At 71.8% G+C, this 25,045-nt stretch carries 26 protein-coding genes; 15 read left to right on the plus strand and 11 right to left on the minus strand.

What is annotated here, in order from left to right; translation table 11 throughout:
* Positions 1–139: 139 nt before the first annotated feature.
* A complete protein-coding gene (locus tag BMX97_RS05190) occupies positions 140–1,972 on the plus strand; it encodes a gamma-glutamyltransferase family protein (RefSeq protein WP_091746217.1) in 1,833 nt (610 codons plus the stop codon).
* A 6-nt stretch (positions 1,973–1,978) separates the two neighbouring features.
* On the opposite strand, the gene BMX97_RS05195 is transcribed toward BMX97_RS05190, so the two are convergent.
* The 5 genes from BMX97_RS05195 to BMX97_RS05210 all read right to left on the minus strand — a co-directional run bounded on the left by BMX97_RS05195 (position 1,979) and on the right by BMX97_RS05210 (position 4,603).
* Positions 1,979–2,185: a hypothetical protein gene (locus BMX97_RS05195; RefSeq protein WP_091746220.1), complete on the minus strand. Its 207-nt coding sequence runs from the start codon at positions 2,183–2,185 to the stop codon at positions 1,979–1,981.
* 89 nt (positions 2,186–2,274) lie between these two features.
* On the minus strand, positions 2,275–2,400 hold the full coding sequence (locus BMX97_RS34140; protein ID WP_280142786.1) for a hypothetical protein: 126 nt from the start codon (positions 2,398–2,400) through the stop codon (positions 2,275–2,277).
* 36 nt (positions 2,401–2,436) lie between these two features.
* Entirely contained in the window at positions 2,437–3,342 is a 906-nt protein-coding gene (locus BMX97_RS34145; RefSeq protein ID WP_177202128.1) for a methyl-accepting chemotaxis protein, read from the minus strand.
* Positions 3,343–3,862: 520 nt separating this feature from the next.
* Positions 3,863–4,177, minus strand: coding sequence for a polyhydroxyalkanoic acid system family protein (locus BMX97_RS05205; protein WP_091746223.1), 315 nt, complete (start codon positions 4,175–4,177; stop codon positions 3,863–3,865).
* 87 nt (positions 4,178–4,264) lie between these two features.
* Entirely contained in the window at positions 4,265–4,603 is a 339-nt protein-coding gene (locus BMX97_RS05210; protein ID WP_348273113.1) for a septal ring lytic transglycosylase RlpA family protein, read from the minus strand.
* A gap of 610 nt (positions 4,604–5,213) precedes the next feature.
* Between BMX97_RS05210 and BMX97_RS05215 the strand changes: the two genes are divergently transcribed.
* Together BMX97_RS05215 and BMX97_RS05220 are read left to right on the plus strand one after the other, a co-directional pair.
* A complete protein-coding gene (locus tag BMX97_RS05215) occupies positions 5,214–6,404 on the plus strand; it encodes a site-specific DNA-methyltransferase (RefSeq protein ID WP_091746229.1) in 1,191 nt (396 codons plus the stop codon).
* A gap of 190 nt (positions 6,405–6,594) precedes the next feature.
* On the plus strand, positions 6,595–7,182 hold the full coding sequence (locus BMX97_RS05220; RefSeq protein ID WP_091746232.1) for a hypothetical protein: 588 nt from the start codon (positions 6,595–6,597) through the stop codon (positions 7,180–7,182).
* A gap of 126 nt (positions 7,183–7,308) precedes the next feature.
* Here BMX97_RS05220 and mutY read toward each other — a convergent pair whose 3' ends face one another.
* Positions 7,309–8,550, minus strand: coding sequence for an A/G-specific adenine glycosylase (gene mutY, locus BMX97_RS05225; protein ID WP_091746235.1), 1,242 nt, complete (start codon positions 8,548–8,550; stop codon positions 7,309–7,311).
* Positions 8,551–8,720: 170 nt separating this feature from the next.
* Between mutY and BMX97_RS05230 the strand changes: the two genes are divergently transcribed.
* The 10 genes from BMX97_RS05230 to BMX97_RS05275 all read left to right on the plus strand — a co-directional run bounded on the left by BMX97_RS05230 (position 8,721) and on the right by BMX97_RS05275 (position 18,705).
* Positions 8,721–9,209 (plus strand): DUF721 domain-containing protein, encoded by a 489-nt coding sequence (locus tag BMX97_RS05230; RefSeq protein WP_091746238.1) that lies wholly within the window; start codon positions 8,721–8,723, stop codon positions 9,207–9,209.
* Between the two features lie 193 nt (positions 9,210–9,402).
* Positions 9,403–10,047 carry a DsbA family protein gene (locus BMX97_RS05235; RefSeq protein WP_091746240.1) on the plus strand — a complete coding sequence of 215 codons (645 nt, stop codon included), beginning with the start codon at positions 9,403–9,405 and terminating at the stop codon, positions 10,045–10,047.
* A gap of 310 nt (positions 10,048–10,357) precedes the next feature.
* Positions 10,358–13,807, plus strand: a complete 3,450-nt coding sequence (locus BMX97_RS05240; protein ID WP_091746243.1) for a chromosome segregation SMC family protein — start codon at positions 10,358–10,360, stop codon at positions 13,805–13,807.
* 158 nt (positions 13,808–13,965) lie between these two features.
* Positions 13,966–14,343: an AtpZ/AtpI family protein gene (locus BMX97_RS05245; protein ID WP_048430692.1), complete on the plus strand. Its 378-nt coding sequence runs from the start codon at positions 13,966–13,968 to the stop codon at positions 14,341–14,343.
* A gap of 91 nt (positions 14,344–14,434) precedes the next feature.
* Complete coding sequence (locus tag BMX97_RS05250; protein ID WP_048430691.1) at positions 14,435–15,190, plus strand: F0F1 ATP synthase subunit A; 756 nt, start codon at positions 14,435–14,437, stop codon at positions 15,188–15,190.
* A gap of 126 nt (positions 15,191–15,316) precedes the next feature.
* Positions 15,317–15,544: a F0F1 ATP synthase subunit C gene (locus tag BMX97_RS05255; RefSeq protein WP_048430690.1), complete on the plus strand. Its 228-nt coding sequence runs from the start codon at positions 15,317–15,319 to the stop codon at positions 15,542–15,544.
* 201 nt (positions 15,545–15,745) lie between these two features.
* Entirely contained in the window at positions 15,746–16,315 is a 570-nt protein-coding gene (locus BMX97_RS05260) for a F0F1 ATP synthase subunit B family protein (RefSeq protein ID WP_091746245.1), read from the plus strand.
* A gap of 22 nt (positions 16,316–16,337) precedes the next feature.
* A complete protein-coding gene (locus BMX97_RS05265) occupies positions 16,338–16,823 on the plus strand; it encodes a F0F1 ATP synthase subunit B family protein (protein ID WP_091746998.1) in 486 nt (161 codons plus the stop codon).
* 268 nt (positions 16,824–17,091) lie between these two features.
* A complete protein-coding gene (locus BMX97_RS05270) occupies positions 17,092–17,349 on the plus strand; it encodes a DUF6894 family protein (protein ID WP_091746248.1) in 258 nt (85 codons plus the stop codon).
* Positions 17,350–18,078: 729 nt separating this feature from the next.
* Positions 18,079–18,705, plus strand: coding sequence for a LysE family translocator (locus BMX97_RS05275; RefSeq protein WP_091746251.1), 627 nt, complete (start codon positions 18,079–18,081; stop codon positions 18,703–18,705).
* Between the two features lie 52 nt (positions 18,706–18,757).
* Here the strand turns inward: BMX97_RS05275 and BMX97_RS05280 are convergent, their stop codons facing one another.
* The 5 genes from BMX97_RS05280 to BMX97_RS05300 all read right to left on the minus strand — a co-directional run bounded on the left by BMX97_RS05280 (position 18,758) and on the right by BMX97_RS05300 (position 23,317).
* Positions 18,758–19,717, minus strand: coding sequence for a GDP-L-fucose synthase (locus BMX97_RS05280; protein ID WP_091746252.1), 960 nt, complete (start codon positions 19,715–19,717; stop codon positions 18,758–18,760).
* A gap of 34 nt (positions 19,718–19,751) precedes the next feature.
* Positions 19,752–20,828 carry a GDP-mannose 4,6-dehydratase gene (gmd, locus tag BMX97_RS05285; protein ID WP_091746255.1) on the minus strand — a complete coding sequence of 359 codons (1,077 nt, stop codon included), beginning with the start codon at positions 20,826–20,828 and terminating at the stop codon, positions 19,752–19,754.
* Positions 20,829–21,110: 282 nt separating this feature from the next.
* A complete protein-coding gene (locus tag BMX97_RS05290) occupies positions 21,111–21,626 on the minus strand; it encodes a transcriptional regulator LdtR (protein ID WP_060849751.1) in 516 nt (171 codons plus the stop codon).
* Between the two features lie 173 nt (positions 21,627–21,799).
* A complete protein-coding gene (locus tag BMX97_RS05295; RefSeq protein ID WP_091746258.1) occupies positions 21,800–22,261 on the minus strand; it encodes a DUF6163 family protein in 462 nt (153 codons plus the stop codon).
* Between the two features lie 3 nt (positions 22,262–22,264).
* A complete protein-coding gene (locus tag BMX97_RS05300; RefSeq protein ID WP_091746261.1) occupies positions 22,265–23,317 on the minus strand; it encodes an enoyl-CoA hydratase/isomerase family protein in 1,053 nt (350 codons plus the stop codon).
* A gap of 215 nt (positions 23,318–23,532) precedes the next feature.
* On the opposite strand from BMX97_RS05300, the gene hemB reads away from it, so the two are divergent.
* Entirely contained in the window at positions 23,533–24,582 is a 1,050-nt protein-coding gene (gene hemB, locus BMX97_RS05305) for a porphobilinogen synthase (protein WP_060849748.1), read from the plus strand.
* Between the two features lie 41 nt (positions 24,583–24,623).
* Positions 24,624–24,995, plus strand: a complete 372-nt coding sequence (locus BMX97_RS05310; protein ID WP_244538294.1) for a hypothetical protein — start codon at positions 24,624–24,626, stop codon at positions 24,993–24,995.
* Positions 24,996–25,045 lie beyond the last annotated feature (50 nt).

The following is a 25,045-nucleotide window of genomic DNA, read 5'->3' on the forward strand; positions in this document are numbered from 1 at the left end:
GCAGGCTCTTTCGAAAGGCGAGCCCTGCGCCGGGGGGTGCGAGGGTTGCTACCGATAGGGCTCCCCAAGCGAGACCTGGCTCTTACAGTACTGGCCGACAGGGCGATCCCAGCCGCCAACGCCCCGGAGGTCAATTCCGATGAGCTTCGTCACGCCCGATCCCTTCACCACCCGCCCCGAGATCGACGGCACCTTCGGGGTCGTGGCCTCGACGCACTGGATCGCCACCGCGGTCGGGATGGGCGTGCTGGAGCGGGGCGGCAACGCGTTCGATGCCGGGGTCGCCACCGCCTTCGTGCTCCAGGTGGTCGAGCCGCACCTCAACGGGCCGGGCGGCGACGTGCCGGTGATCCTGCACGACGTGCGGGTCGGCCGGCCCCAGGTGGTGTGCGGGCAGGGCCCGGCGCCGCAGGCCGCCACCATCGCGCGCCTGCGCGACGATCTCGGCCTCGACCTCGTGCCGGGCACCGGGCTCTTGGCGCCCTGCGTGCCGGGCAGCTTCGACGCCTACATGCTGATCCTGCGCGACCACGGCACCTGGCGCCTCGCCGATGTGCTGGAGGCGGCGATCGGCTACGCCCGCGACGGCTACCCGCTGGTCGAGCGGGTCTCGGCCACCATCGCCACCGTCGAGGGGCTGTTTCGCGAGCATTGGCCGAGCTCGGCGGCGACCTACCTGAAGGAGGGCGGCGTGCCGGCCCCCGGCAGCCTGTTCACCAATCCGGCGCTGGCCGAGACCTACGCGCGGATCGTGCGCGAGAGCGCCGGCGGCACCCGCGAGGAGGAGATCGAGCGGGCCCGCCGGATCTGGTCGCAGGGCTTCGTCGCCGAGGCGATCGACGCCTTCTGCCGGACGCAAGCCGTGATGGACGTGACCGGCCGGGCCCACAAGGGCCTCCTCACCGGGGCCGACATGGCGGCCTGGCAGGCGAGCGTCGAGGAGCCGATCTCCTACGAGTACGGCCGCTACACCGTGCTGAAGGCCGGGCCGTGGACACAGGGGCTGGCGACGCTGCAGCAGCTCGCCCTGCTCAAGGGCTTCTCCCTCGACGGCCTCGATCCGGCGGGGCCCGACTTCATCCACCTCCAGGTCGAGTGCGCCAAGCTGGCTTTTGCCGACCGCGACACGTTCTACGGCGATCCCGCCTTCGTCGGGGTGCCGGTCGAGACGCTCTTGTCGGATTCCTACAACGCCGAGCGCCGCCGGCTCGTCGGCGAGACCGCCTCGCTGGAGCAGCGGCCGGGCACGATCCCCGGTTACGGCAAGGCCCTCGACGCCCGGGTGAGCGAGGGCGCGCGGACAGCCGTGGGCTCGTCCGGCGCGGGAGAACCCACGGTCGGCAGGATCGGGGCGACGGTGCCGCCGGACGACGCCCGCGCGGGCGTGGTGCGCGGCGACACGGTGCATTTCGACATCATCGACCGGTACGGCAACATGATCGCCGCGACGCCCTCCGGCGGCTGGCTGCAATCCTCGCCGGTAATCCCGGCCCTCGGCTTCTGCCTCGGCACCCGGGCGCAGATGTTCGTGCTCGACGAGGGCCACCCGGCGGCGCTCGCGCCCGGCAAGCGGCCGCGCTCGACGCTCTCGCCGACGATGGCGCTTCGCGACGGACAACCCTACCTCGCCTGGGGCTCGCCGGGGGGCGACCAGCAGGACCAGTGGATCCCGCAATTCTTCCTGCGCCACGTCCATGCCGGCATGAACCTGCAGGAATCGATCGACGCGCCGGCCTGGCACACCGAGCACTTCCCGTCGTCGTTCTGGCCCCGCACGGCGCGGCCGGGGGTCGTGGTGGTCGAGGACAGGATCGCCCCGGAGACGATCGCCGAGCTGCGCCGGCGCGGCCACGTCGTCGAGGTCGGGTCGAACTGGTCGGAGGGGCGGCTCACCGCGGCGAGCCGCGACGGGCGGCGCCTGCGCGCCGCCGCCAATCCCCGCGGCATGCAGGCCTACGCCGCGGGGCGGTAGCGCTCGCTACATCGTCGGGTTGGCCGGACCGGTCGGGGACGGGTCGGGGGTGATCGCCGGGGAATTGCCGGGATCGTTCACCGGGATCTCGACCGGCCGCTCGCCCGGGGCCTCGCTCGGCACGTCGGGCCCGCCGGGGTTCGGCGTATCGGGGCCGGGGGTCGGCGGCACGGGATCGTAGGGCTGGTCCGGAATCGGGCCGGGATTCGACATCGGGCGCTCCTCTCTCGCGTCGAACCCAAACCGGGCCGGGAGGCCCCGGTTCCACGCCCCGATCCCGTTCGGGCCGGACGGGGCGGGGGTCAGCCGACCATGCGCCGCGAGCATTCCCGCACCTGGCGGGCGGAGTGGTCCACCTCCCGGGTATGGCTCGCGATCAGCGTGATGTTGCGGCTGATCTCGGAGACCGCCTGGGTCATCGCCTGCATGTTGACCGACATCTCCTGGGCGACGACGCTCTGCTCCTAGATCGCCGAGGAGATCTCGTTCACCTGCCCCACCGTGGCGCCGATGCCCGCGATGGCCGCGGCGGCCTGGCTCGCGGCCGATTGGGTCTCGGCGATCTGGCGGCCGATGCTCTCGATCGCCTTGGCGGTCTGCGTCGCCAGGTCCTTCACCTCGGCGGCGACGACCGCGAAGCCCCGGCCGGCCTGGCCGGCGCGGGCCGCCTCGATGGTGGCGTTGAGGGCAAGCAGGTTGGTCTGGGAGGCGATCTTGTCGATCGTCTCGACGACCGCGCCGATCCGCTGGGCGGCCGAGGCCAGCCCTGCCACCACCGTCGAGGTCACGTTCGCCTGCTCGACGGCGCGCATGGTCACCTCGAGGGCCCGGCCGACCTGCTGGCTGATCTCGCCGACCGAGGTCGCCAGTTCCTCCGAGCCGGCCGCGACGTTCTGGGTGTTGCACGAGGCCTGCTCGGCGGCGCTCGCCGCGCCGACGGCCTGCTCGGAGGCCTGCGAGATCGAGGAGGCCATGCCGTCGAGGTCGACGTCGATGGCGCGCTGGAGCTCGGCCCGCCGCAGCCGCTCCGCCACCGCCCGGGTGATGTCGGTGGCGAACTTGACCGCCTTGGCCACCCGGCCGGAGGCGTCGCGCACCGGGTTGCAGGTCGCCTGGATCCAGATCTCGCGGCCGCCCTTGCCGAGGCGCCGGAACTCGCCCTGCTGGGGCTCGCCGCGGCGCAGCGCCTCCCAGAACCGGGTGTAGGCGGGATTCTCGCGGTCGGCGTGGTCGACGAGGAGGGAGTGATGCCGCCCGAGAAGCTCCTCCAGTCCGTACCCCATGACGGACAGGAAACGCGCATTGGCTGCGGCGATCTTCCCATCGAGATCGAGCTCGAGGATCGCCTGCGCCGCCTCGGCGGCGTCCATGCGCGATTTTACCTTGTGTAGAACACCGGTATGATCGCCCCGATCTTATCGATCTATCATCGCTGACGAGCGGAATGCCCGTTCCGACGGCGTGATGTCATTGGCATAGACCGCGCGCCAAAACTCATGTCATAGGACTATCGATAAAACTAGCGGATACCCTCAGGGCATCCGGACAGGGTGATACCGCCGGGAGCCGATGCCGTGCGGGGCCGGGACGGCGTTCCGTCCGCGGCACGGGCGCGCCGCGGGGAAAGCGATGGATTCGGGCCGCGGCGGCGGCTTAGCCTCCACCTTTTGGCGAGGCGGCGTCGTGGAACCGTCCACAGCGGCCTTGGGAGACATTCGCCGGAACGGTCCGGGATTTGGGCCGCATCCCGGCCGGCGGTTCCACCCTGGGAACGGCACGTCTTCCGGGCGGATCGAGAAGCGACGGCCTCCCCGATCCGGGAAAGGCCGGGATCGGGGAGGCCGGTTCGCCGCGACCGTCCGGGTCGCGGCCGGGCCGGATCGGATCCGCCTACTGCTTGGTCAGCAGCTTGGCGCCGTTCTGGCTGACGATCTGCTGGATCTTGTGGGCGAAGATCGAGAGCAGGAGCGGCATCCGCACCTCGACCCGCACCGCATCGTCCTCGACGTCGATGTCGCCGTCGACGCGCTGGTTCATGGCGGCGACGAGGAACGAGAGCCGGTCGCCGCTCCAGGTCGCGTCGGCCATGCTGAGGCCCGCCTTCTGCAGCATCTCCTTGGCCTGGCCGATCCCGTTCTCGAGCCGGCGGCGGGCCTCGGCCCGGCCGAGCTGGTGGGGAATCACGACAACCAGGGGCTTTGCCATCACGTCACGCTCCGCTCGCACGATGGAGCCTGATGTGGGGAGGCTTGGCCCGACGGCAACGCCGGAACCCCGGATCGGGGGACCGGATCAGTCCACCACCGCGACGGCGACGCGGGCGACGCCGCTCATGCCGATGGCCCGGCCGGCGCCGCGGGCGAGATCGATGATTCGGCCATGCGCGAAGGGCCCGCGGTCGTTGATGCGCACCACCACCGAGCGGCCGTTGGACTGGTTGGTGACCCGCACCCGGGTGCCGAAGGGCAGGCTGCGATGCGCCGCCGTGAGGCCGTTGGGGTTGAACCGCTCGCCGCTCGCGGTGCGGTGGCCGGACGCGTACCAGGAGGCCTTGCCGCTCTGGGCCTGCGCCGTCGACACCCCCGCGAGGCTCCCGAATCCGGCGAGGGCTAAGCCCCCCGCGAAAGCCACGATGCGGGCCGCGTTCGACCGACGCGCAGGCTGGGCGCTGTTCATTCCACTGTCCTAGGTGGTTACTGATGACAGCGTCAATCGAGACCAAACAGGACGAAAATATGACCGCCCGATTTGCGGCAGATCATGCCGCATTCCCGGCCGATGTCTTGCATTTCGTTAAGTTTTGGATTTTCAAGTCATGCATGAGAGCGAAATCTTACTGGTGACTGACAGGCGCGGCCGGCTTCACTCGGGTTTTCAGCATTCGGAAGAAGCGGGGCCGGCGCGGCGCGGGCGGCTGCGGCGGTGCCGAGGCACCCCTCCGGGCGGTGCTGTCCGGAAAAATGGCGCCGGCCTCCCGCTCTGCCCGCGGGCGGGGAGAAGAGAAGGCGGAGCCTCGCCCTTCTCCGATGGTGTCACATGAATGGCCGACATCGGCGCACAACGACGAGGCCGCAACCATCCTCGCTGCCGGTAGCGCTTCATTAACGGATGAGTGGGTCCGTCCGACGACTAGGCAAGAAATGCAGCCCCATTTCGAGACGCAATTCATGTCTGCGGGAAACGTGACCTTTACCGTAGCGGCGGCAATGTCTGGTGGTCAGTCGCGTAACCGGTGTTTGCCATGGCTTCCCCGCGTACCGCGGTCGCCGGCGCCGCCGCCCGGAATCAAGTCTCGCGTACCGGGCGAGTGGTGTCGGCGCCGCGGATGGGTCTCGTTACCCCCGCACAGCGCCTTCCCCTGGACGAAGTCATCCTCGGGGATTGCCTCACCGCCCTCGACCGGCTGCCGCCGGCGAGCGTCGACCTGGTCTTCGCCGACCCGCCCTACAACCTCCAGCTCGGAACCGGCGCCCTTTTGCGCCCGGACCAGAGCACCGTCGACGCCGTCGACGACGACTGGGACCAGTTCTCGAGCTTCGAGGCCTACGACACTTTCACCCGCGCCTGGCTCTCGGCCTGCCGCCGGGTGATGAAGCCGACCGCGACCCTCTGGGTGATCGGGTCCTACCACAACATCTTCCGCGTCGGCAGCGCCTTGCAGGATCTTGGTTTCTGGATCCTCAACGACATCGTATGGCGCAAGGCCAACCCGATGCCGAATTTCCGCGGCAAGCGCTTCACCAACGCCCACGAGACCCTGATCTGGGCCTCGCGCAGCGACCAGAAGGGCTACACCTTCCACTACGAGGCGCTGAAGGGCGGCAACGACGACGTCCAGATGCGCTCGGACTGGTTCATCCCGCTCTGCACCGGCGACGAGCGCCTGAAGGGCGACGACGGGCGCAAATTGCACCCGACCCAGAAGCCCGAGGCGCTGCTCGCCCGCACCATCCTGTCGTCGTCGAACCCCGGCGACGTGGTGCTCGACCCGTTCTTCGGTACCGGCACCACCGGTGCGGTGGCCAAGCGGCTCGGCCGCCACTTCATCGGCATCGAGCAGGAGCCGGCCTACGCGGCGGCGGCGCGCGAGCGCATCGCCGGCATCGAGCCCCTGTCGCGCGCCGCCCTCCTCACCGCGCCGACGAAGCGCGCCGAGCCGCGGGTGCCCTTCCTGAGCCTGCTGGAAGCCGGCCACGTCCGGGCCGGCGAGACGCTCACCGACGAGCGCCGCCGCCACAAGGCGCTGGTGCGCCCCGACGGCACGCTCGGCGTCGGCCCGGCCTCGGGCTCGATCCACAAGATCGGCGCCCTGGTCCAGGGCCTGCCGGCCTGCAACGGCTGGACCTTCTGGCACGCCGAGCGCGGCGGGCGCCTCGTCTGCATCGACGACTTCCGCGGCACCATGCGGGCCGGGATGGGCTCGGCCGCCTGACCGACCAGCCTGTGGCCCCGCGGCCACGGGCCTCCACGCCAGTCACGGAACCGAAACACTTCCCTTGCCGGTTGACCCATCGTCAGACACTTCCCGTTCTCCGCGACCGCACGGGCGGCGCAGGGAGGGGAAGGGTCCGACGATGGGTCGATGGTCTTGGGGTCGGTGGTCTTGGGGTCGATGGTCGTGGATGCTCGCCGTGCTGGCGAGCCTGTGCGTGGCGGCGTGCAACACCGTCGCCCCCAACCGCCTGTCGCTGGCCGACACGGCGAACCTGCGCTTCGCCGCGATCGAGGTGCGGAGCACCGGCGCGGCGATCGACTGGACGTCGGCGGAGGACGAGTACCTGCGCGGCCGCAACCTCTCGCTCACCGACCCGGCGCTGGTACGGACGCCGGAGGCACAGGGCTTCATCCGCGACCTGGCGGCGCGACGCCTGAAGGCAGCCCTGGAGCGGGCTCTGGCCGCCCGGCCCGAGGGCGCCCGCCCGGTCCGGCTCGTCGTCACCCTGGTCCGGGTCGACATCCCGTCCGCGGCGCGACGCATCCTCGCCGGTGGCGCCCCGACCATCCGCGCCAACATCGAGATCGTCGATGCCCGGACCGGCGCGGTCCTGACCACCTATAGCGGCGACCAGGGCATCCAACCGGCGGGCCAGGGCGTGCTCGGCGTGGTGGTCGACGGCGCCCTGACCGCCGGCGGCATGGACGACCTGTACGACCGCGCCGCCAACGACTTCGCGCGCCGCTTCAGGAACTGGCTGACGGCCGGGGCGTGAACCGCACGGCTTTCGGAGGGCCGCGCGCTGCCCGTCGCGACCGGCAATCCGTGACGATGGACAGGGCGGTGCCGGCGGCCCGGAAACAAGCGGCGTCCGCCGCGCGCGGTCGCGGGCCGGTCCCGCTCAGCGCAGCTTCGGCCGTCCCCGCCCGGGGGTCGTCTTCACCACCGGCGCCGCCGCGGCCGGGCGGCGCGACAGCGTCTTCGGCAGGGGCGCGCGACGCGGCGGCGGCTCGGGCTCGGGGAGCGTCGCGAGGTCGGGCTCCGGCGCGGGCACCGGGGCGGGCGGGGGGGCGGCGAGCTTCTGCTCCAGGGCGTGGGCCAGCACCTTCTTCATCGCGCCGGGCAGCGGCTCGGCCTCGAGGCCGGCCCGCGGCGTGAAGCGCATGCCGTCGGGCGCCGGCGTGCCGGGGGCGACCCGGGCGAGGAAGACCGTCAGTTCGAGCGGAAAATGCGTGAAGACGTGGCGCACGATGCCGGGCAGCCGCTTCCAGCGCGCATCGAGGGGCGCGTCGAGCAGCGCCTGGGCCGGGTCGTAATCGGCCCGCCACTCGCTCGTCGGCGGCTCGGCCATCGACCCGAGCAGGCCCTCCGGCGGGCGGGTGCGCAGCAGCACCGCCTCGTCGCCGGCCCGCAGCACCACGAAGGCGGCGCCGCGCCGCAGCGCGCCCGCCACCTTCTTCACCTTGCGCGGAAAGGTCTCCTGCAGGCCCTCGGCCCGGGCGCGGCAGGGCCGCATCCAGGGGCAGAGCGCGCAGGCCGGGCGCTTCGGGGTGCAGAGCGTGGCGCCGAGATCCATCACGGCTTGGGCGAAATCGCCGGGGCGCCGCTGCGGCACCAGGCTTTCCGCGAGGCGGCGGATCTCCGCCCGCGCCGCCGGGATCGGCGTCTCGATCGCGTAGAGGCGCGACACCACCCGCTCGACGTTGCCGTCCACCGCCGCGGCCGGCCGGTCGAAGGCGATCGCCGCGATGGCGCCGGCCGTGTAGGCGCCGATGCCGGGCAGCTTCCTCAGGCCGTCGACCGTGTCGGGAAAGCCGCCGGCCTCCGCCACCGCCTTCGCGCAGGCATGCAGGTTGCGGGCGCGGGAATAGTAGCCGAGGCCCGCCCAGGCCCCCATCACCGCCTCCTCCGGCGCCGCCGCCAGGGCCGCGACGGTGGGGAAGCGCTCCAGGAAGCGGGCGAAATAGGGCTTCACCGCAGCGACGGTGGTCTGCTGCAGCATGATCTCGGACAGCCAGACCCGGTACGGATCGGGCGCGACGCCGGGCAGCGCGCGCCAGGGCAGCACGCGGCGATGGCGGTCGTACCAGACCAGGAGGTCGGCGGCTTCCGGCCTTGAGTGCGACGCGGCGGGCGCTACCATGCGGCCCGCCTTAGCGGGTTTTCGGCCGCGGCGGGAGCGGGTTTTCGGGAGCGATCGCCGAACGACCGCCCTGGCGGCCGAGGGCCCGAGGGTTAAGAGTTCCCTCACACGAAAACCCTATCGGTCGGGGCTTCATGCCGGATACGGCGACCTTGCAGGACGGACGGGCGATGGCGCGGCCCAAACCCTTGAGCGAGCTGATCGAGCGGTCCCTCGGCCCCGTCTTCGCGGCCCAGGGCTTTGCCTCGACCGACATCCTGGCCTCCTGGGGCGAGATCGTCGGCGAGCGGCTGGCCCGGGCCTGCCAGCCGGAAAAGCTCGAATGGTCGCGCCGGCGCGGGGCCTCGCGCGAGCAGCGGCCGGAGCCCGGCACCCTGACGGTGCGGGTCGAGGGCGCCTTCGCCCTCGAACTGCAGCACCTCGGGCCGCTGGTGATCGAGCGCATCAACCGCCATTACGGCTGGGCCTGCGTCGGCAAGATCCGCATGCGCCAGGACCGGGTCGCCCAGGCCCAGCGCCGCAAGGCCGCGCCCCCGCCCCTCGACCCGGTGCGCCGCGGCGAGGTGGCGCTCGCGGTGTCGAGCGTGGGCGAGGCGGCGCTCCGCGACGCCCTCGACCGCCTCGGCCTCGCGGTGCTGGGCGCGCAGCGCCCGCGCTGACGCGCGCCTCCGTCGGGACCGCGGGCCCCGGGGCGAGCCCGACCGGGCGCCGGCACCCGTTTGCCGGACGCCGGCGCGGCACGCGATGGCACAAAGGAAGTTGATGCGCCGGCCGCTTGCCACGAGGCGGCCGGGATTCTACCGCACTGACGACCGCGGACCCTTCCGCACCCGCCTTACGAGGACGCCTGCCATGCTCACCCGTCGCGAGGCCCTGACACTCACCGGCTCGGCCCTCGGCGCGGCGCTGCTCGCCCCCGCCCTGCCGCTCTCCGCCCTGGCCCAGGGCCCGGCGGTCGACGGCCTGATGCAGCCCGGCCCCCTCGGCGACGTCTGGCTCGGGCCGGACAATGCCCGCTGCACGATCATCGAGTACGCCTCGATGACCTGCTCGCACTGCGCCGCGTTCCACAAGTCCACCTGGCCGGCGCTCAAGGAGCGCTGGGTCGATACCGGCAAGGTCCGCTTCACCCTGCGCGAGTTCCCCCTCGATCCGCTCGCCACCGCGGCCTTCATGCTGGCCCGGGCCGACAACGCGGCGCGCTACTACCCGATCACCGACATGCTGTTCGACCAGCAGGCGAACTGGGCCTTCGTGCCCAAGCCCCTCGACGCCCTCGAGCAGATGATGCGCCAGGCCGGCTTCTCGAAGGAGAAGTTCGAGGCGACCCTGAAGGACCAGACGCTCTACGACGCGGTCAACGCCGTGAAGGAGAAGGCGATGACCACCTTCAAGGTCAACGCCACGCCGACCTTCTTCATCAACGGCCAGAAGTACCAGGGCGAGATGACGATCGACGGCATGGAGAAGGTGATCAAGCCGATCGTGGGGGCGTAACGGCAAGAGGCGGGCTGTCCGGAGAAAGGAATGGCGCGGGCCTCCCCCTCCCCCCTCTGCGGGGGAGGGTGCCCGGCTGCGAGTGCGGAGCACTCGTGCGCCGGGCGGGAGAGGGGCAGCGCGACGCTGATTCAGGGGGCGCCCGTCACGAAGCGCGCGACTTCTCCGGAAGCGGCGTCCCCTCTCCCAGCTCGCTCCACTCGCCACCCTCCCCCGCAGAGGGGGGAGGGAAAATCCCGCGCCCGTTTTTCCCCGGACAGCCCTGCCCCTTGTGGGGAGGCAAACGCAGACCCCGCGCACCGCGCCACCCATGAAATTCACGCGCCTGCGCATCGTCGGCTTCAAGACCTTCGTCGAGCCGAGCGAGTTCCTGATCGAGCCCGGGCTGACCGGGGTGATCGGCCCGAACGGCTGCGGCAAGTCGAACCTCGTCGAGGCCCTGCGCTGGGTGATGGGCGAGAGCTCGCACAAGAGCATGCGGGCCTCCGGCATGGACGACGTGATCTTCTCCGGCTCCGGGGGGCGCGCCGGCCGCTCGCACGCCGAAGTGACGCTGGCGCTCGACAACAGCGCCCGCACGGCGCCCGCCGCCTTCAACGCCGCCGACGCCCTGGAGGTGTCGCGCCGGATCGACCGGGGCGCCGGCTCGACTTATCGCGTCAACGGCCGCGAGGTCCGGGCCCGCGACGTGCAGCTGATGTTCGCCGACGCAGCGACCGGCGCGCGCTCCCCCGCCATGGTGCGCCAGGGCCAGGTGGCCGAGCTGATCGCCGCCAAGCCCCAGGCGCGCCGCCGCATCCTGGAGGATGCCGCCGGCATCGGCGGCCTGCATGCCCGCCGGCACGAGGCCGAGCTGCGCCTGCGCGGGGCGGAGGAGAACCTGTCGCGCGTCGAGGACGTGCTGACGGCGATCACCGCCGGGGTCGATTCGCTGCGCCGCCAGGCCCGCTCGGCCCAGCGCTACCGGGCGATCGCCGGCGAGATCCGCCGGCACGAGGCCCTGCTGCTCCTCATCGCCCATGCGGGCGCCCGCCGGGAATCCCTGGCCGCCGAAGCCGCCCTGGCCGCGGCCCTGGCGCAGCTGGCGCGAGCCGAGACCGAGCAGGTCGAATCGGCCACCGCGCAGGGGCTCGCGGCCGCCGCGCTGCCGCGGCTGCGCGAGGCGGAAGCCGAGGCGGCGGCCGCGCTGCAGCGTCTGGTGCTGGCCGCGGCCGAGCTGGAGGCGCAGGAGCGCCGCGGCGCCGAGCGCCTGCGCGACCTCGCCCGCCGGATCGCCGACCTGCGCCGCGACCTCGCCCGCGAAGCCGCCTCCCGGGACGACGCACGGGCGACGCTGGAACGCCTCGATCGCGAGGCCGCCGCCCTGGCTGCGGCCGACGACGGCGAGGCGGCACGGGCGGAGGCCGACGCGCTCGCCGCCGAGGCCGACGCGCGCCTCGCGGGCGCCGAGGCGGCGCTGTCGGCCGCGCAAGGCGCGCAAGCCGAGCACACGGCGCGGCGCGGCGCCCTGATGCGGGCGGCGACCGAGGAGCGCGCCCGGGCCGGACGCCTGGCGACGGAGCGCGCGCGGCTCGCCCGAGAGGCCGCGGCGGCCGGCGATGCCGAGACCGAACGGCTCGCCGCCCTGCGGGCGCTGTTCGACGAGGCGAGGGAGGTGGCCGAGGGCGCCGAGGAAGCGGCGACCTCCGCCCGCGACGCCGTGGCCGGGGCTCGGGACGCCGAGAGCCGGGGCCGGCCGGTCCTGGCGGCGGCGGAGCGCGAGGCGGCACGGCTCGACACCGAGGCCCGCACCCTCGCCCGGCTGGTGGCGCCGGCCGCGGAGGCGCGCTTCCCGCCGGTCCTCGACGCCCTGGCGGTGGAGCCGGGCTACGAGGCCGCCCTGGCGGCGGCGCTCGGCGACGACCTCGACGCCGCCACCGACCCCGAGGCACCGACCCACTGGGCCGAGCCGCCCGATCCCGGGACCGACGCCCCCCTGCCGGGGGGAGCGCGGCCGCTGCTGGCGTTCGTCGCCGGACCGCCGGCGCTGACGCGCCGCCTGCGCCAGGTCGGCGTGGTGACGCGGGAGGAGGCCGCCTCCCTGCGCGACGCGCTCGGCCCCGGCCAGCGCCTCGTCACCCGTCAGGGCGACCTCTGGCGCTGGGACGGGCTGAAAGCCGCCGCGGAGGCCCCGCGGCCGGCGGCGCGACGCCTGTCCGAGCGCAACCGCCTGGAGGCGCTGACCGAGGCCGCGGCCCTCGCCCGCGAGGCGGCGGAGACTGCGCGCGAGACGCACGACGCGCTCCAGGCGCGGGTGCAGGAGGCGAGCGCCGCCGAGGCCCGGGCGGCCGACGGAGCGCGGCTCGCCCGGCGCACCCTCGACGGCGCCCGCGAGACCCTGGCTCAGGCCGAGCGCCGGGAGGCCGAAGCCGGCGCCCGTCGCAGGGCGCTGGCCGAGGCGGAGGGCCGCATCGCCCTCGACGCCGAGGAGGCGGCGGCCCGGGTCGAGGCCGCCGAGGAAGCGCTCGCCGCCCTCGACGAGCCGGACGATCTTGCCGCCCGACTGGAAGAAGCCCGCTGCGAGGCGGAGGAGCGCCGCCGCGCCGCCGCCGAGGCGCGCGCCGCCCGCCTGTCGCTCGCCCGCGCCGCCGAGGAGGCGGCCGCCCGCCGCGCGGCGCTGGCGGCCGACCGGGTGCGCTGGCAGGAGCGGGCCGAGCGGGCCGAGGCGATCCTCGACGAGCTGGACGAACGGCTGAGCGCCGCCGAGGAGGAGCAGGAGGAGCTGGCGGAAGCGCCGGAAACCTTCGCCGAGGAGCGCCGCCGGCTCACCCGGGCCACCGAGGCCGCGCAGGTGGCCCGTGGGCAAGCGGGCGAGCGCCTGGCCGCCGGGGAGACGACCCTCGCCGAGGCCGAGGCGCGGGCGCGCCGGGCCCTCGACGCCTTCGCGGGGGCCCGCGAGGCGCGGGGCGCGGCGGCGGCCGCCCACGAGGCCCTGACGCGCCGCCTCGCCGAGGTGGTGCGGGCCATCGCCGACGGGCTCGAGACCACCCCCGAGGGCCTGTACGGCCTCGCCGGCGCGACCCCGGGCGATCCCCTGCCGGAACCCGCGACGGTCGAGGGCAGGCTCTCCGCCTTCAAGGCCGACCGCGACCGGCTCGGCGCCGTGAACCTGCGGGCCGAGGAGGAGCTGCGCGAGACGGAAGGACGGCGCGACGAGCTGGGGCGCGAGCGCGACGAGCTGATCGAGGCGATCCGGCGGCTGCGCGGCGCGATCCAGAGCCTCAACCGCGAGGGGCGCGAGCGCCTGCTCGCCGCCTTCACGGCGGTGAACGGGCATTTCGAGCGCCTGTTCACGACGCTGTTCAACGGCGGCACCGCCGAGCTGACGCTGGTCGATTCCGACGATCCCCTGGAGGCGGGCCTCGACATCCTGGCCCGGCCGCCGGGCAAGAAGCCCCAGACGATGACGCTGCTCTCGGGCGGCGAGCAGGCCCTGACGGCGACCGCCCTGATCTTCGCGGTGTTCCTCACCAACCCGTCGCCGGTCTGCGTCCTCGACGAGGTCGACGCGCCCCTCGACGACGCCAACGTCGAGCGCTACTGCGACCTTCTGGCCGCGATGGCGCGCGACACCGACACCCGCTTCATCGTCATCACCCACAACCCGATCACCATGGCGCGGATGGACCGGCTGTTCGGCGTGACCATGGTCGAACGGGGCGTGTCGCAGCTCGTCTCGGTCGATCTCGCGACCGCCGAGCGGCTGGCCGAGGCGGTTTGACGGGGGCCATGCGCGCGGTGCAAAATACACCGAAAGTCCAATGACTTAACGTCGGTCCCGGGCGCCTTGACTCCCAAGGTGGGCGAAACTATGGTGCGCCCGCTCGACGGGGGTAGCCGGACCGGATCTCCTCATCTCTTCACGCGCGAGGTTTCGCCATGAACGGCAACGACCCGCGGGGGAAGGATGGTACCGGTGAGGGCTCCTCCCCCGACGACGACCTCTCCGCGAGGCTCAAGCGTCTCGAGATGCAGATCGACCGGAAGCGCCCCGCGGCGGCTCCCGATCCTTCGTCGCGTCACGACCGCGGCCAGCCCTCGTCCCTCGGCGTCGCCATGCGGCTGTCCACGGAATTCGTGGCCGGCGTCCTGGCGGGCGGCCTCCTCGGCTGGGGCTGCGATCGTCTCCTGGGCACCAAGCCCTGGGGCCTGATCGTCCTGCTCGTCCTGGGCTTCGGAGCCGGAATCTACAACGTGATGCGCGTTTCCGGATTTTTTCCGGTCGCGGACACGAAGAAAGGCCCGCCAGGGTCTTGATCATCCGGTGGATGCCGTGCATCCGCCTGCACGGATTGGCAGCGCGGCGGGACAAGCCCGCGGCAGCGATACACGAGGGGGCGGGACCGGCATGGCCGTCAAGATGGATCCGATCCACCAGTTCGAGCTGAAGCCGCTGGTTTCGTTCGGGCATATCGGCCACCAGAACATCGCCTTCACCCAGTCGGCGCTGTACATGTTCCTGGCGGTGGGGCTCATCGCCCTGCTGACGATCTGGGCGACGAAGAGCCGCGCGGTGGTGCCGGGCCGGGCGCAGTCCCTGGCCGAGGTGTTCTACGAGTTCATCGGCCAGACCGTGCACCAGTCGGCCGGCCACGGCAGCGAGCGCTTCGTGCCGCTGGTCTTCTCCCTGTTCATGTTCGTGCTGCTGCTGAACCTGTTCGGGATGATCCCCTACGCCTTCGCGGTGACCAGCCACATCATCGTCACCTTCATGCTGGCGCTGGTGGTGATCCTCACCGTGGTGATCTACGGCTTCATGGCCCACGGCACCCACTTCCTCGGCCTGTTCGTGCCCCCCGGCGTGCCCGGCTGGCTCAAGCCCTTGATCGTGGTGATCGAGGTCGTGTCGTTCATCTCCCGCCCGATCAGCCTCTCGGTGCGTCTGTTCGCCAACATGCTGGCGGGCCACATCGCGCTGAAGATCTTCGCGGGCTTCGTCCCGGCCCTGCTCGCCGCCGGCGTCTGGGGCATCCTCTCGCCCCTGCCCCTCGCCCTCTCGGTCGCGGTCACCGCGCTGGAGATGCTGGTCGCGGTGCTGCAGGCCTACGTCTTCGCGACGCTGACCTCGATCTACCTCAGCGACGCCCTGCATCCGGGCCACTAATGGCACGAGGCCTCCGCGCGAGGCCTCGCCCCCCGGACCTGCAACCCCCGAGCTTCCCACCCCGGTTCGCCGTGTCGCGGCCGGATACCACCCGCCAGACGACTAGACGACCTTAGGAGCATCACGATGGATCCCGTTGCTGCGAAGTACATCGGCGCCGGCCTCGCCTGCCTCGGCATGGCGGGCGCCGCCATGGGCCTCGGCAACCTGTTCGGCCAGTTCTTCGCCGGCGCCCTGCGCAACCCCTCCGCGGCCGACGGCCAGCGCGCCAACCTGCTCCTCGGCTTCGCGCTGACCGAGGCGCTGGGCATCTTCTCGCTGCTCGTTGCGCTGCTGCTGCTGTTCGCCGTCTAATCCGGCGAGGATTACCCTCCAAGAGGTGGTCCACCCGCGCACCGGGCTTCACACGAGGCTCCGGTGCGCGCGCGTGATGGAAGGACTGCCTCGGACAATTTCGTGCAGCCGCCGCCCCTGCTCAAGGTGTGGCGGCGCGACGGCCGGCCCGGCCGAGCGCTCGGCGGGAGCGCTTCGTCTCCCCCACACCCGGACGACACCATGGCGCAGCCACATGCACCCGCTCCCAACACCGAGGGGATGATTCAAGTGCCGGCCTCCGAGCATGGCGGCGGCTTCCCGCCGTTCGAGAGCAGCACGTTCGTCGCGCAGACCCTCTGGCTCGCGCTCTCGTTCGGCCTGCTCTACTACCTGATGTCGAAGATCGCCCTGCCGCAGATCGCCGGCATCCTGCACGACCGGCAGGCCCGCCTCTCCGGCGACCTCGACCAGGCCGCCCGCGCCAAGTCCGAGGCCGACGGCGCCCGCGACACCTACGAGCGCGCCCTCAAGGACGCCCAGGACAAGGCCAAGGGCATCGCCCAGGCGACCCGCGAGCAGCTCGCCTCCGAGGCCGAAACGCGCCGCAAGTCCCTCGAGGCCGACCTCGCGACCAAGCTCGCCGAGGCCGAAGGCCAGATCCGCAGCCGCACCGCCACCGCCATGGGCAGCGTGCGCGAGGTGGCCGCCGACGCCGCGACCGCGATCGTCGAGCGCCTGACCGGCCACGCGCCGGACCGCAGCGCCGTCGAGGCGGCCTACGACCGCACCCGGCCCCAGACCGCGCACTGAGCCGCAGGAGATCACCGACATGCTGTTCGATGCGGAGTTCTGGGTCGCGGTCGCCTTCGTGGTGTTCTGCGGCATCGCCTGGAAGATGGGTCTGTTCGACCAGATCATCGGCGGGCTCGACAAGCGCGGCGCCCGCGTGCGCAAGGAGCTCGACGAGGCCCGTCGCCTGCGCGAGGAGGCCGAGGCCGTCCTGGCGGACTACAAGCGCCGCCGCTCGGATGCCGAGCGCGAGGCCGCCGAGATCGTCGCCAACGCCCGCGCCGAGGCCGAGGCCGCCGCGGCCGAGGGCCATGCCCGGCTGAACGAGTTCGTCGCACGCCGCACCAAGGCGGCCGAGACCAAGATCGCCCAGGCCGAGGCCCAGGCCACCGCCGAGGTGCGGGCCGCCGCGGCGGAAGCCGCCGTGCGGGTCTCCGAGACCATCCTGCGGGAGAAGGTCAGCGGCGAGGCCGCCCAGGACCTGGTGCGCCGCAGCCTCGGCGAGGTCCGCACCCGCCTGCAGGCCTGAGGTTCCGGCCCGCCCCGCGGCCCCGGACGACCGAAACGAACGACGAGAGCCGCCTTCGGGCGGCTTTCTTTTTGGGCGCAAGCGAAAGCCGCACCCGAACTTTTCGCGAAGGTCTCGCTGTCGACAATCGATAATTTTACAAGTCGACGGGACAATTCGGAAAGCCGACGACTTCAAACACGCACAAAAAATACAAGTTTGACGCAGGTACAATCCCCTCTCGCCGTGCCGTATGGCATACGGGAGGAGAATCGTCGCCGAGCCTGCCATGACCGTCTACTATTTCCACTTCCAGGCCGGGCGTCGCCTGATCCTGGACCCCGAAGGGGTCGAGCTGGCGAGCCCGGCCGATGCCCTGGAGGTGGCGGCGAAGCTCGCGGCCGGCCTGCTCGACGACAGCGAGGTGGCGTGCGACTGGACCCACAGCTCCGTCCGGGTCGAGGATCAGGATCAGCGCCGGGTCTTCCGGCTGCCGCTGACGAGCGTGCGGGCGCGCGACAGCCGCAGCCGGGCCTTCGTGAACTAAGCCGATTTCGCCGAAGTGGTGACCGGTTCGGCGCCGGAAATCCGCGACGAAACAAGAACCTGAGCGGGCGAAGCGTGGCCTGCCCACGGGACACGACACTGGCCCTGGCCGGGCTCCCCGGCTCATCGTCGGCCAACCCCTTTCCGGGCCCGGTACGGGCCTGCACGACTGCAGCGAAGCGCAAGGAGATCCGGGATCCAGCGCGACAAGCCGCGAAGCGTCCGTGCGTCCGCGACGGTGCAGCATGCCGAGCCGCTTCGCGGCACACCTGTGCCGGGTCCCGGATCTCCCTGCGCCGAGGCTCCAGTCGTCCGGGAAAGGGGGCGAGCCTCCTCGGAACGCCCTCGGACGGCCTCCACAATCTCAGACCTTGTTTGACTTACGACGACACGATCGCGAGGGGATTTTCTATCCTACCCTCCACCTCATCCTGAGGTGCGAACGCAGTGAGCCTCGAAGGAGGGATCCAGTGATCTCGGAGACTTCTGAAGCCCTCCTTCGAGGTCAGCCGATCACAGATCGACTAACACCTCAGGATGAGGTTGCTTATTGGATAGAGTATATCTATCGGTCAAACAGGATCTCAGTGTCGTGTACCGTGGGCAAGCCAACGCAGGTCCGCTTGGACCGCTGCACGGCGGGACCCGGCCCGGGCGGTTGCACGGGGCGGATCATCCGGGCTTGATTACCCCGGCCGGCGCGCCGTCGCAGCCGGGGAGGACGAGACCGATGCCCGATCCCGATACGCTCCTGACCTACGCCGCCGTGGTCCTCGGCCTGTTCCTGATCCCCGGCCCGGCGGTGCTCCTCGTCCTCGCCCGCGCCTCCGTCGGCGGTCGCCGCGTCGGCATCGCGACCGGCCTGGGAATCGCGGCGGGCGACCTCCTGCACACGGCGATGGCCGTGGTCGGCCTGTCCGCGGTGCTGATGACCTCGGCGCTCGCCTTCAGCCTCGTGAAGTATGCCGGCGCCGCCTACCTGATCGTTCTCGGCCTGCGCGCACTGGCCGAACGCGGCGGCGAGCTGTCCCTCGGCCCCGCCCGACTGGTCGATACCCGCCTCGCCTTCCGGCAGGCGGTGCTGGCCGAGGTGCTGAACCCCAAGACGGCGTTGTTCTTCCTCGCGTTCCTGCCGCAATTCGTCCGTCCCGGGCAGGGCTCCGTCCCGGCGCAGCTCGTCGTCCTCGGGCTCGTCTTCGTCGGCATGAGCGTGGTCTACACGGCGCTGGTCGCGCTCGCGGCCGGGCAGGTCGCCGGCTGGCTCGCGCGCCACCGTCGCATCGGCCGCTGGCAGGGCCGGGTCGTCGGCGCGATCTATCTCGGGCTCGGCATCCGGCTGGCCCTGCAGGAGCGGTGACCCCGGCCAACGCGGCCGGCCCGACGCAGGGTCGGGCCGGCCGCGCGGGCGCTCAGGCGCGCGTCTGCGTCCAGTTCTGCAGGAACCAGTCGTAGACGGCGCGGATCCCCTCGGGGAGCGGGATGCGCGGGCTCCAACCCATCGCCCGGAGCCGCTCGGCGCTCATCAGCTTGCGGGGCGTGCCGTCCGGCTTGCTCGTGTCCCGGGCGATCCGCCCGCGAAAGCCCACGACCTCCGCCACCATCTCGGCGAGGTCGTAGATCGCGATGTCGGTGCCCGACCCGACATTGACGTGCGCCTCGCCCGTGTAGCGCTGGAGCAGAAACACCAGGGCATCGGCGCAGTCGTCGACGTGCAGGAATTCGCGCCGGGGCGTGCCGGTGCCCCAGATCACCAGTTCCTCGTCGCCGCGCCGCTTGGCCTCGTGCGCCTTGCGGATCAGGGCCGGCAGGACGTGGCTGCCGGCGAGGTCGAAATTGTCCTCAGGGCCGTAGAGGTTGGTCGGCATCGCCGAGATGAAGTCGCAGCCGTGCTGGCGGCGATAGGCCTCGGCGAGCTTGATCCCGGCGATCTTGGCGATCGCGTACCACTCGTTCGTGGGCTCGAGCGGCCCGGTCAGCAGGGCATCCTCGGCGATCGGCTGGGGCGCGAATTTCGGGTAGATGCAGCTCGAGCCGAGAAAGAGCAGCTTCTCGACGCCGGTGCGGCGGGCCGCCTCGACGACGTTCGCCTCGATCATCAGGTTGTCGTACAGGAAATCGGCCGGATAGGTGGCGTTGGCCAGGATGCCGCCGACGCGGGCGGCCGCCAGCACCACGGCGTCGGGGCGGGCCGCCGCCATCCAGGCCTCGGTCTCGGCCTGGCGCGTGAGGTCGACCGTGCGGCGGTCGGCGGTCAGGACCTCGCAGCCCTCGCCCGCCAGGCGCCGCACCACCGCGCTCCCGACCATGCCCCGGTGCCCGGCGACCCAGACGCGCTTGCCGGCGAGCGGGTAGAGGAGCTCGCTCGGCATCGTCTCACTCGGTATCGTCTCACTCGGCATGGTTTCAGTCGGCATGGCGCGGCTGCTCCCGGGCGACGGTCGCGAGGTCGTGGCGCACCATCTCGGCGCAGAGGTCCTGCCACTTGGTCTCGTGGACCCAGCCGAGCTTCTCGCGCGCCTTGGTCGGGTCGCCGATCAGCAGGTCGACCTCGGTCGGCCGGAAGTAGCGCGGGTCGACCTCGACGAGGACCCGGCCGGTGCGGGTGCAGCGCGCGGTCTCCTCGACCCCCCTGCCCGCCCATTCGAGCCCGATCCCGGCCTCCGCGAAGGCGGCGGTCACGAAGTCGCGCACCAGGGTCGTCTCGCCGGTCGCCAGCACGTAGTCGTCGGGCTGGTCCTGCTGCAGCATCAGCCACATGCCGCGGGCGTATTCGCGGGCATGGCCCCAGTCGCGGCGGGCGTCGAGGTTGCCGAGATAGAGCGTGTCCTGCTGCCCGTGCCGGATCGCCGCGACCGCCCGGGTGATCTTGCGGGTGACGAAGGTCTCGCCGCGCAACGGGCTCTCATGGTTGAACAGGATGCCGTTCGAGGCGTGCATCCCGTAGGCCTCGCGGTAGTTCACCGTGATCCAGTAGGCGTAGAGCTTGGCCGCCGCGTAGGGGCTGCGCGGGTAGAACGGCGTCGTCTCGCTCTGCGGCACCTGCTGGACGAGCCCGTAGAGCTCGGAGGTCGAGGCCTGGTAGAAGCGGGTATGCTGGGTCAGGCCGAGGATGCGGATCGCCTCCAGGATCCGCAACGTCCCGATGCCGTCGGCATTGGCGGTGTATTCCGGCGTCTCGAAGCTGACCTGGACGTGGCTCTGCGCCGCGAGATTGTAGATCTCGTGCGGCTGGACCTGCTGGATGACCCGGATCAGGTTCGTGGAATCGGTCATGTCGCCGTAATGCAGCACGAACCGCTGATCGACGACGTGGGGGTCCTGGTACAGGTGCTCGATGCGCCCCGTATTGAACGACGACGACCGGCGCTTGATGCCGTGGACGACGTAGCCCTTGCGCAGCAGCAGCTCCGACAGGTAGGCGCCGTCCTGCCCCGTCACGCCGGTGATGAGCGCGACCTTCCGTGAATTCTCTGCCGTCATCGTTTTTCCGTACAATTACTTAGGTATTTAGCAAATTATATTTTGAAAATATTTTTTAATCAAGATGGAACCCGCCTCGCCGGCTTGCGCAATGCCCCGGTCCACCGCCAGGGTCAACGATCGGCAAAGATCGTGCGCGAAAAACGCGGGGTCCCGTGGCGCGGGCCGGCTGCGCGGCCACCGTCGATCTCCTCCCGGCGGCGGGATCCGCGAGACCGCCCGGAACCTCGTTCCATCCCGGGGCCTTGCGCGGCCCCCGGGATCGATCGTCGCTCGGTCCGATCAGAGGCGGTAGCGGATCTGGTCGGTCCAGAAGCGCTCCAGCCGGGCGAGCGCCACGTTGAGGCGGCCGAAATCGTCCTCGGAGATGCCGCCGATCGGCTGGATCGTCTTGGCGTGTTTGTCGTAGAGGCCGCGGACGATCTCGTGGACCTCGCGGCCCTTGTCGGTCAGGCTGATGCGGACCGAGCGCCGGTCGGTCTTCGAGCGGGCGTGGTGCAGGTAGCCGGTCTCGACCAGCTTCTTGACGTTGTACGAGACGTTGGAGCCCAGGTAGTAGCCGCGGGTGCGCAGCTCGCTCGCGGTCAGCTCCTTGTCGCCGATGTTGTAGAGCAGCAGCGCCTGGACGCTGTTGACGTCCTCGCGGCCGCGGCGCTCGAACTCGTCCTTGATCACGTCGAGAAGGCGGCGGTGCAGGCGCTCCACCAGGTGGAGGGCCTCGAGGTAGTGGGGACGCACCGCGGTCTCGGTCTCGGGAGCGGAGATCGTCTGCGCCACCTTCGTCGCCTGGGTCTTCATGGGAACGCCTCACTCTGTACGGGGGTGCTCGGCGGTGTGTCCCGCTCCGCTTATGGGTTCAAATTAGGCGCACCCCGTGAATGTGAGTTTAAACGACAGGATAAATTCTCGATTTACCTCTGTCGGTAAACCGAAGATGAACCCGATCATTCACTTTCGAGAAAGGTTGAGGATCAGCGTAGTTCGCGCGACGCCAGCCAGGATACGACGAAGTAGACCAGGATGATCATGCCGTCGAAGGCGAGGCTGGGGAGCGACATCGGCAGGAGCTGCGGCGCCAGCAGGGCGAGCACCATCGCCGAGGTGGCGGCGAGCAGCCAGACCACCCCGCCCCAGGCGGTGGCGAGCCACAGGCCCACCGCCGCCAGCAGGTTGATGACGCCGAAATAGACGATCACCGCCTGCCGGCCGATCGGCGCGGCCTCGAACGGCGCGGCGTTGGGGCGGGCGCCGAGGATCTCGGCCCAGGCGCTCAGGCCCTTGACCATCCAGACCACCGCCACGACCCGCATCAGCCAGACCAGGACCACGTCCCAGCGTGTCTCGGGCCGCGGCGCCCGGCGCTCGATGCGGTCGGCCGTGTCCTCGGGGCCCGCCCGCCGGGGACCGCCCCGGACCTTGCTGAGGGAGCGCATGGCCTAGGTGAAGCTCGGCTCGCCGGGCATCGGCGCGAGATGGGCTTCGATGTCCTCGGCCGTGACGGCCTCCAGGGTGGCGGGGCGCCAATCCGGCTTGCCGTCGCGGTCGATCAGGACCGAGCGGACGCCCTCGTAGAAGTCGTGCCCGCGCAGGATCCGGCACAGGATGCGGTATTCGAGCCGCATCGCCTCCGGGAAGGACAGGGCGGCGCCGCGCCGCATCTGCGCCAGCGCCAGGCGCAGGCTGGTAGGCGAGCGGGTGCGGATCGTCGCGGCGGCCTTCTTCGCGAACTCGGACCCGGCGGCGTCGAGGCGGGAGAGCACCTCGGCCACGGTATCGGCCGAGAAGCAGGCCTCGACGAGCGCCCGCTCGGCGTGGAGCGGGCCGGGAGGCGGCACCGCGTGGGTGCCGATCGCCGCCTCGACCGGCCGGCCCTCGGCGAGCGCGTCGCGGATCGCCGGAAACGCCGCGGCCGGAGCGGCGTGGGTCGCGAGGCCGAAGGCGACGACGTCGCCCTGGGCGATCCGCTCGCCGGTGAGCGCCAGATAGGTGCCGACGAAGCCCGGCAGGCGCGGCAGCGCGTAGGTGGCGCCGACATCGGGGAAGAAGCCGATTCCGGTCTCCGGCATCGCGAAGGCGGTGCGCTCCGCCGCGACCCGGTGCGAGCCGTGCAGCGACACGCCGACGCCGCCGCCCATCACGATGCCGTCGATCAAGGCGACGTAGGGCTTGGGGTAGCGCTGGATCAGCGCGTTGAGCTCGTATTCCTCGCGAAAGAAGGTCTCGGCCTCGGCATGGCGCCCGGCGCTCCCCTCCTCGTGGATGCGGCGGATGTCGCCGCCGGCGCAGAAGGCGCGCTCGCCGGCGCCCTGGATCACCACCCGGGTCACCGCCGGGTCCGCCGCCCAGGCGTCGAGGGCGGCGCGCAAGGCGCGCACCATCTCGAGGGTGAGCGCGTTCAGCGCCTTCGGCCGGTTGAGGGTGAGGAAGCCCGCCGCCCCCCGCCGCTCGACCAGCACCGTGTCGTCCGCCGTCCCGCCCGCGTCGCCCATGGTGCCTCGCTCCCCCGGTTAAGGGCGGTTAACCGCCCGGGGCCCGTCGCGTCAACGCCACCACCCGTCTCCGTGCCCCCGCCGGGCGCCTGCGGCCCTGCCATGCGGCCACCCCCGGGTTCTGGCGCCGCCCGGAACGTGCTACCTGCGGATTGGACGAATTCGACGAAGATCAGGCCCGACCTGGAGCGGGCCGCGAGGAGGCCCGACCCCGGATGTCGCAGATCCAGCCGATGCCCCGGCCGCTCGCCCGGGAAGCTGCCCGGACCGAGCCGGCCTCCCTGGGATTGACCCAGCGCCCGCGGCGCAACCGCAAGGCCGAATGGTCGCGCCGCCTGGTGCGCGAGACGACGCTGACCGTCGACGACCTGATCTGGCCGATCTTCCTGATCGAGGGCGAGGGCCGGCGCGATCCCGTCGCCTCGATGCCGGGCGTCGAGCGCCTGACCGTCGACGAGGCGGTGCGGGCGGCCGAGAAGGCCGCCTCCCTGCGCATCCCCGCGATCTCGTTCTTCCCCTTCGTCGAGCCGCACCTGCGCGACGCGACCGGGTCCGAGGCGCTCAACCGCAACAACCTCGTCTGCCGCGCCGTGCGGGCGGTGAAGCGGGCGGTGCCGGAGATTGGCGTCATCACCGACGTCGCCCTCGACCCCTATACCAGCCACGGCCATGACGGCCTCCTGGAGGACGGGGTGATCGTCAACGACGAGACGGTGGCGCTCCTCGTCGAGCAGAGCCTGATCCAGGCCGAGGCTGGCACCGACGTGATCGCCCCCTCCGACATGATGGACGGCCGCGTCGGCGCGATCCGGACCGGGCTCGATCGGGCGGGTTTTCGCGACGTGCAGATCATGACCTACGCGGCGAAGTACGCCAGCGCCTTCTACGGCCCGTTCCGCGACGCGATCGGCACCAGCGCCACGCTGGTCGGCGACAAGCGCACCTACCAGATGGATGCCGGCAACACCGACGAGGCCCTGCGCGAGGTCGCCCTCGACCTCGACGAGGGCGCCGACTCGGTGATGGTCAAGCCCGGGATGCCCTATCTCGACGTGATCCGCCGGGTGAAGGAGACCTTCTCGGTCCCGACCTTCGCCTACCAGGTCTCGGGCGAGTACGCGATGATCGCCGCCGCCGCCCAGAACGGCTGGCTCGACGGCGAGCGCGCCATGATGGAGAGCCTGGCCGCCTTCAAGCGCGCCGGCGCCGACGGCATCTTCACCTACTTCGCCCCGCGGGTCGCCGAGCGGCTGCGGCAGGGGTGACAGCGGCGAGGGTGACAGCGGCAAGGGTGATCGCGTCGGGGGTGAGGCCGAGGCTCGCGGCGCTCGCGGCGCTCATGGGCCTCGCCGCCTGCGCCGGCAGCCCGGATGCCGAGCAGGCCCGGACCTGCCGGCGGGCCCTGCCGACCCTGGTACCGGCCGGCGCCCGCATCACCGTCCTGCGTACCGCGCCGGGCCCGCAGGAGCGCAGCATCCGGGTCGACTTCTCGCAGGAGCGCGAGGGCCGCAGCCCGCTGCCGCGCTACGCGGTCTGCGAGTTCTCGGGATTAAGCCGTACCGACCTCTCGGGCCTGACGAGCGACCGCGGCCCGGTCGGCGGCGCGGCGCTCTACCTGCTCAAGCACTATTATCTCGACACACCGGACGCCGCGCTCGCCGATCCGGGGCCGGGCTGACGCGGGGCGCCGCCGGCCCTACAGTGCCGCTTCCCCGGAGAGAGCCCCCG

The organism is Methylobacterium sp. ap11, from assembly GCF_900110515.1.
Lineage (GTDB): Bacteria > Pseudomonadota > Alphaproteobacteria > Rhizobiales > Beijerinckiaceae > Methylobacterium > Methylobacterium ajmalii.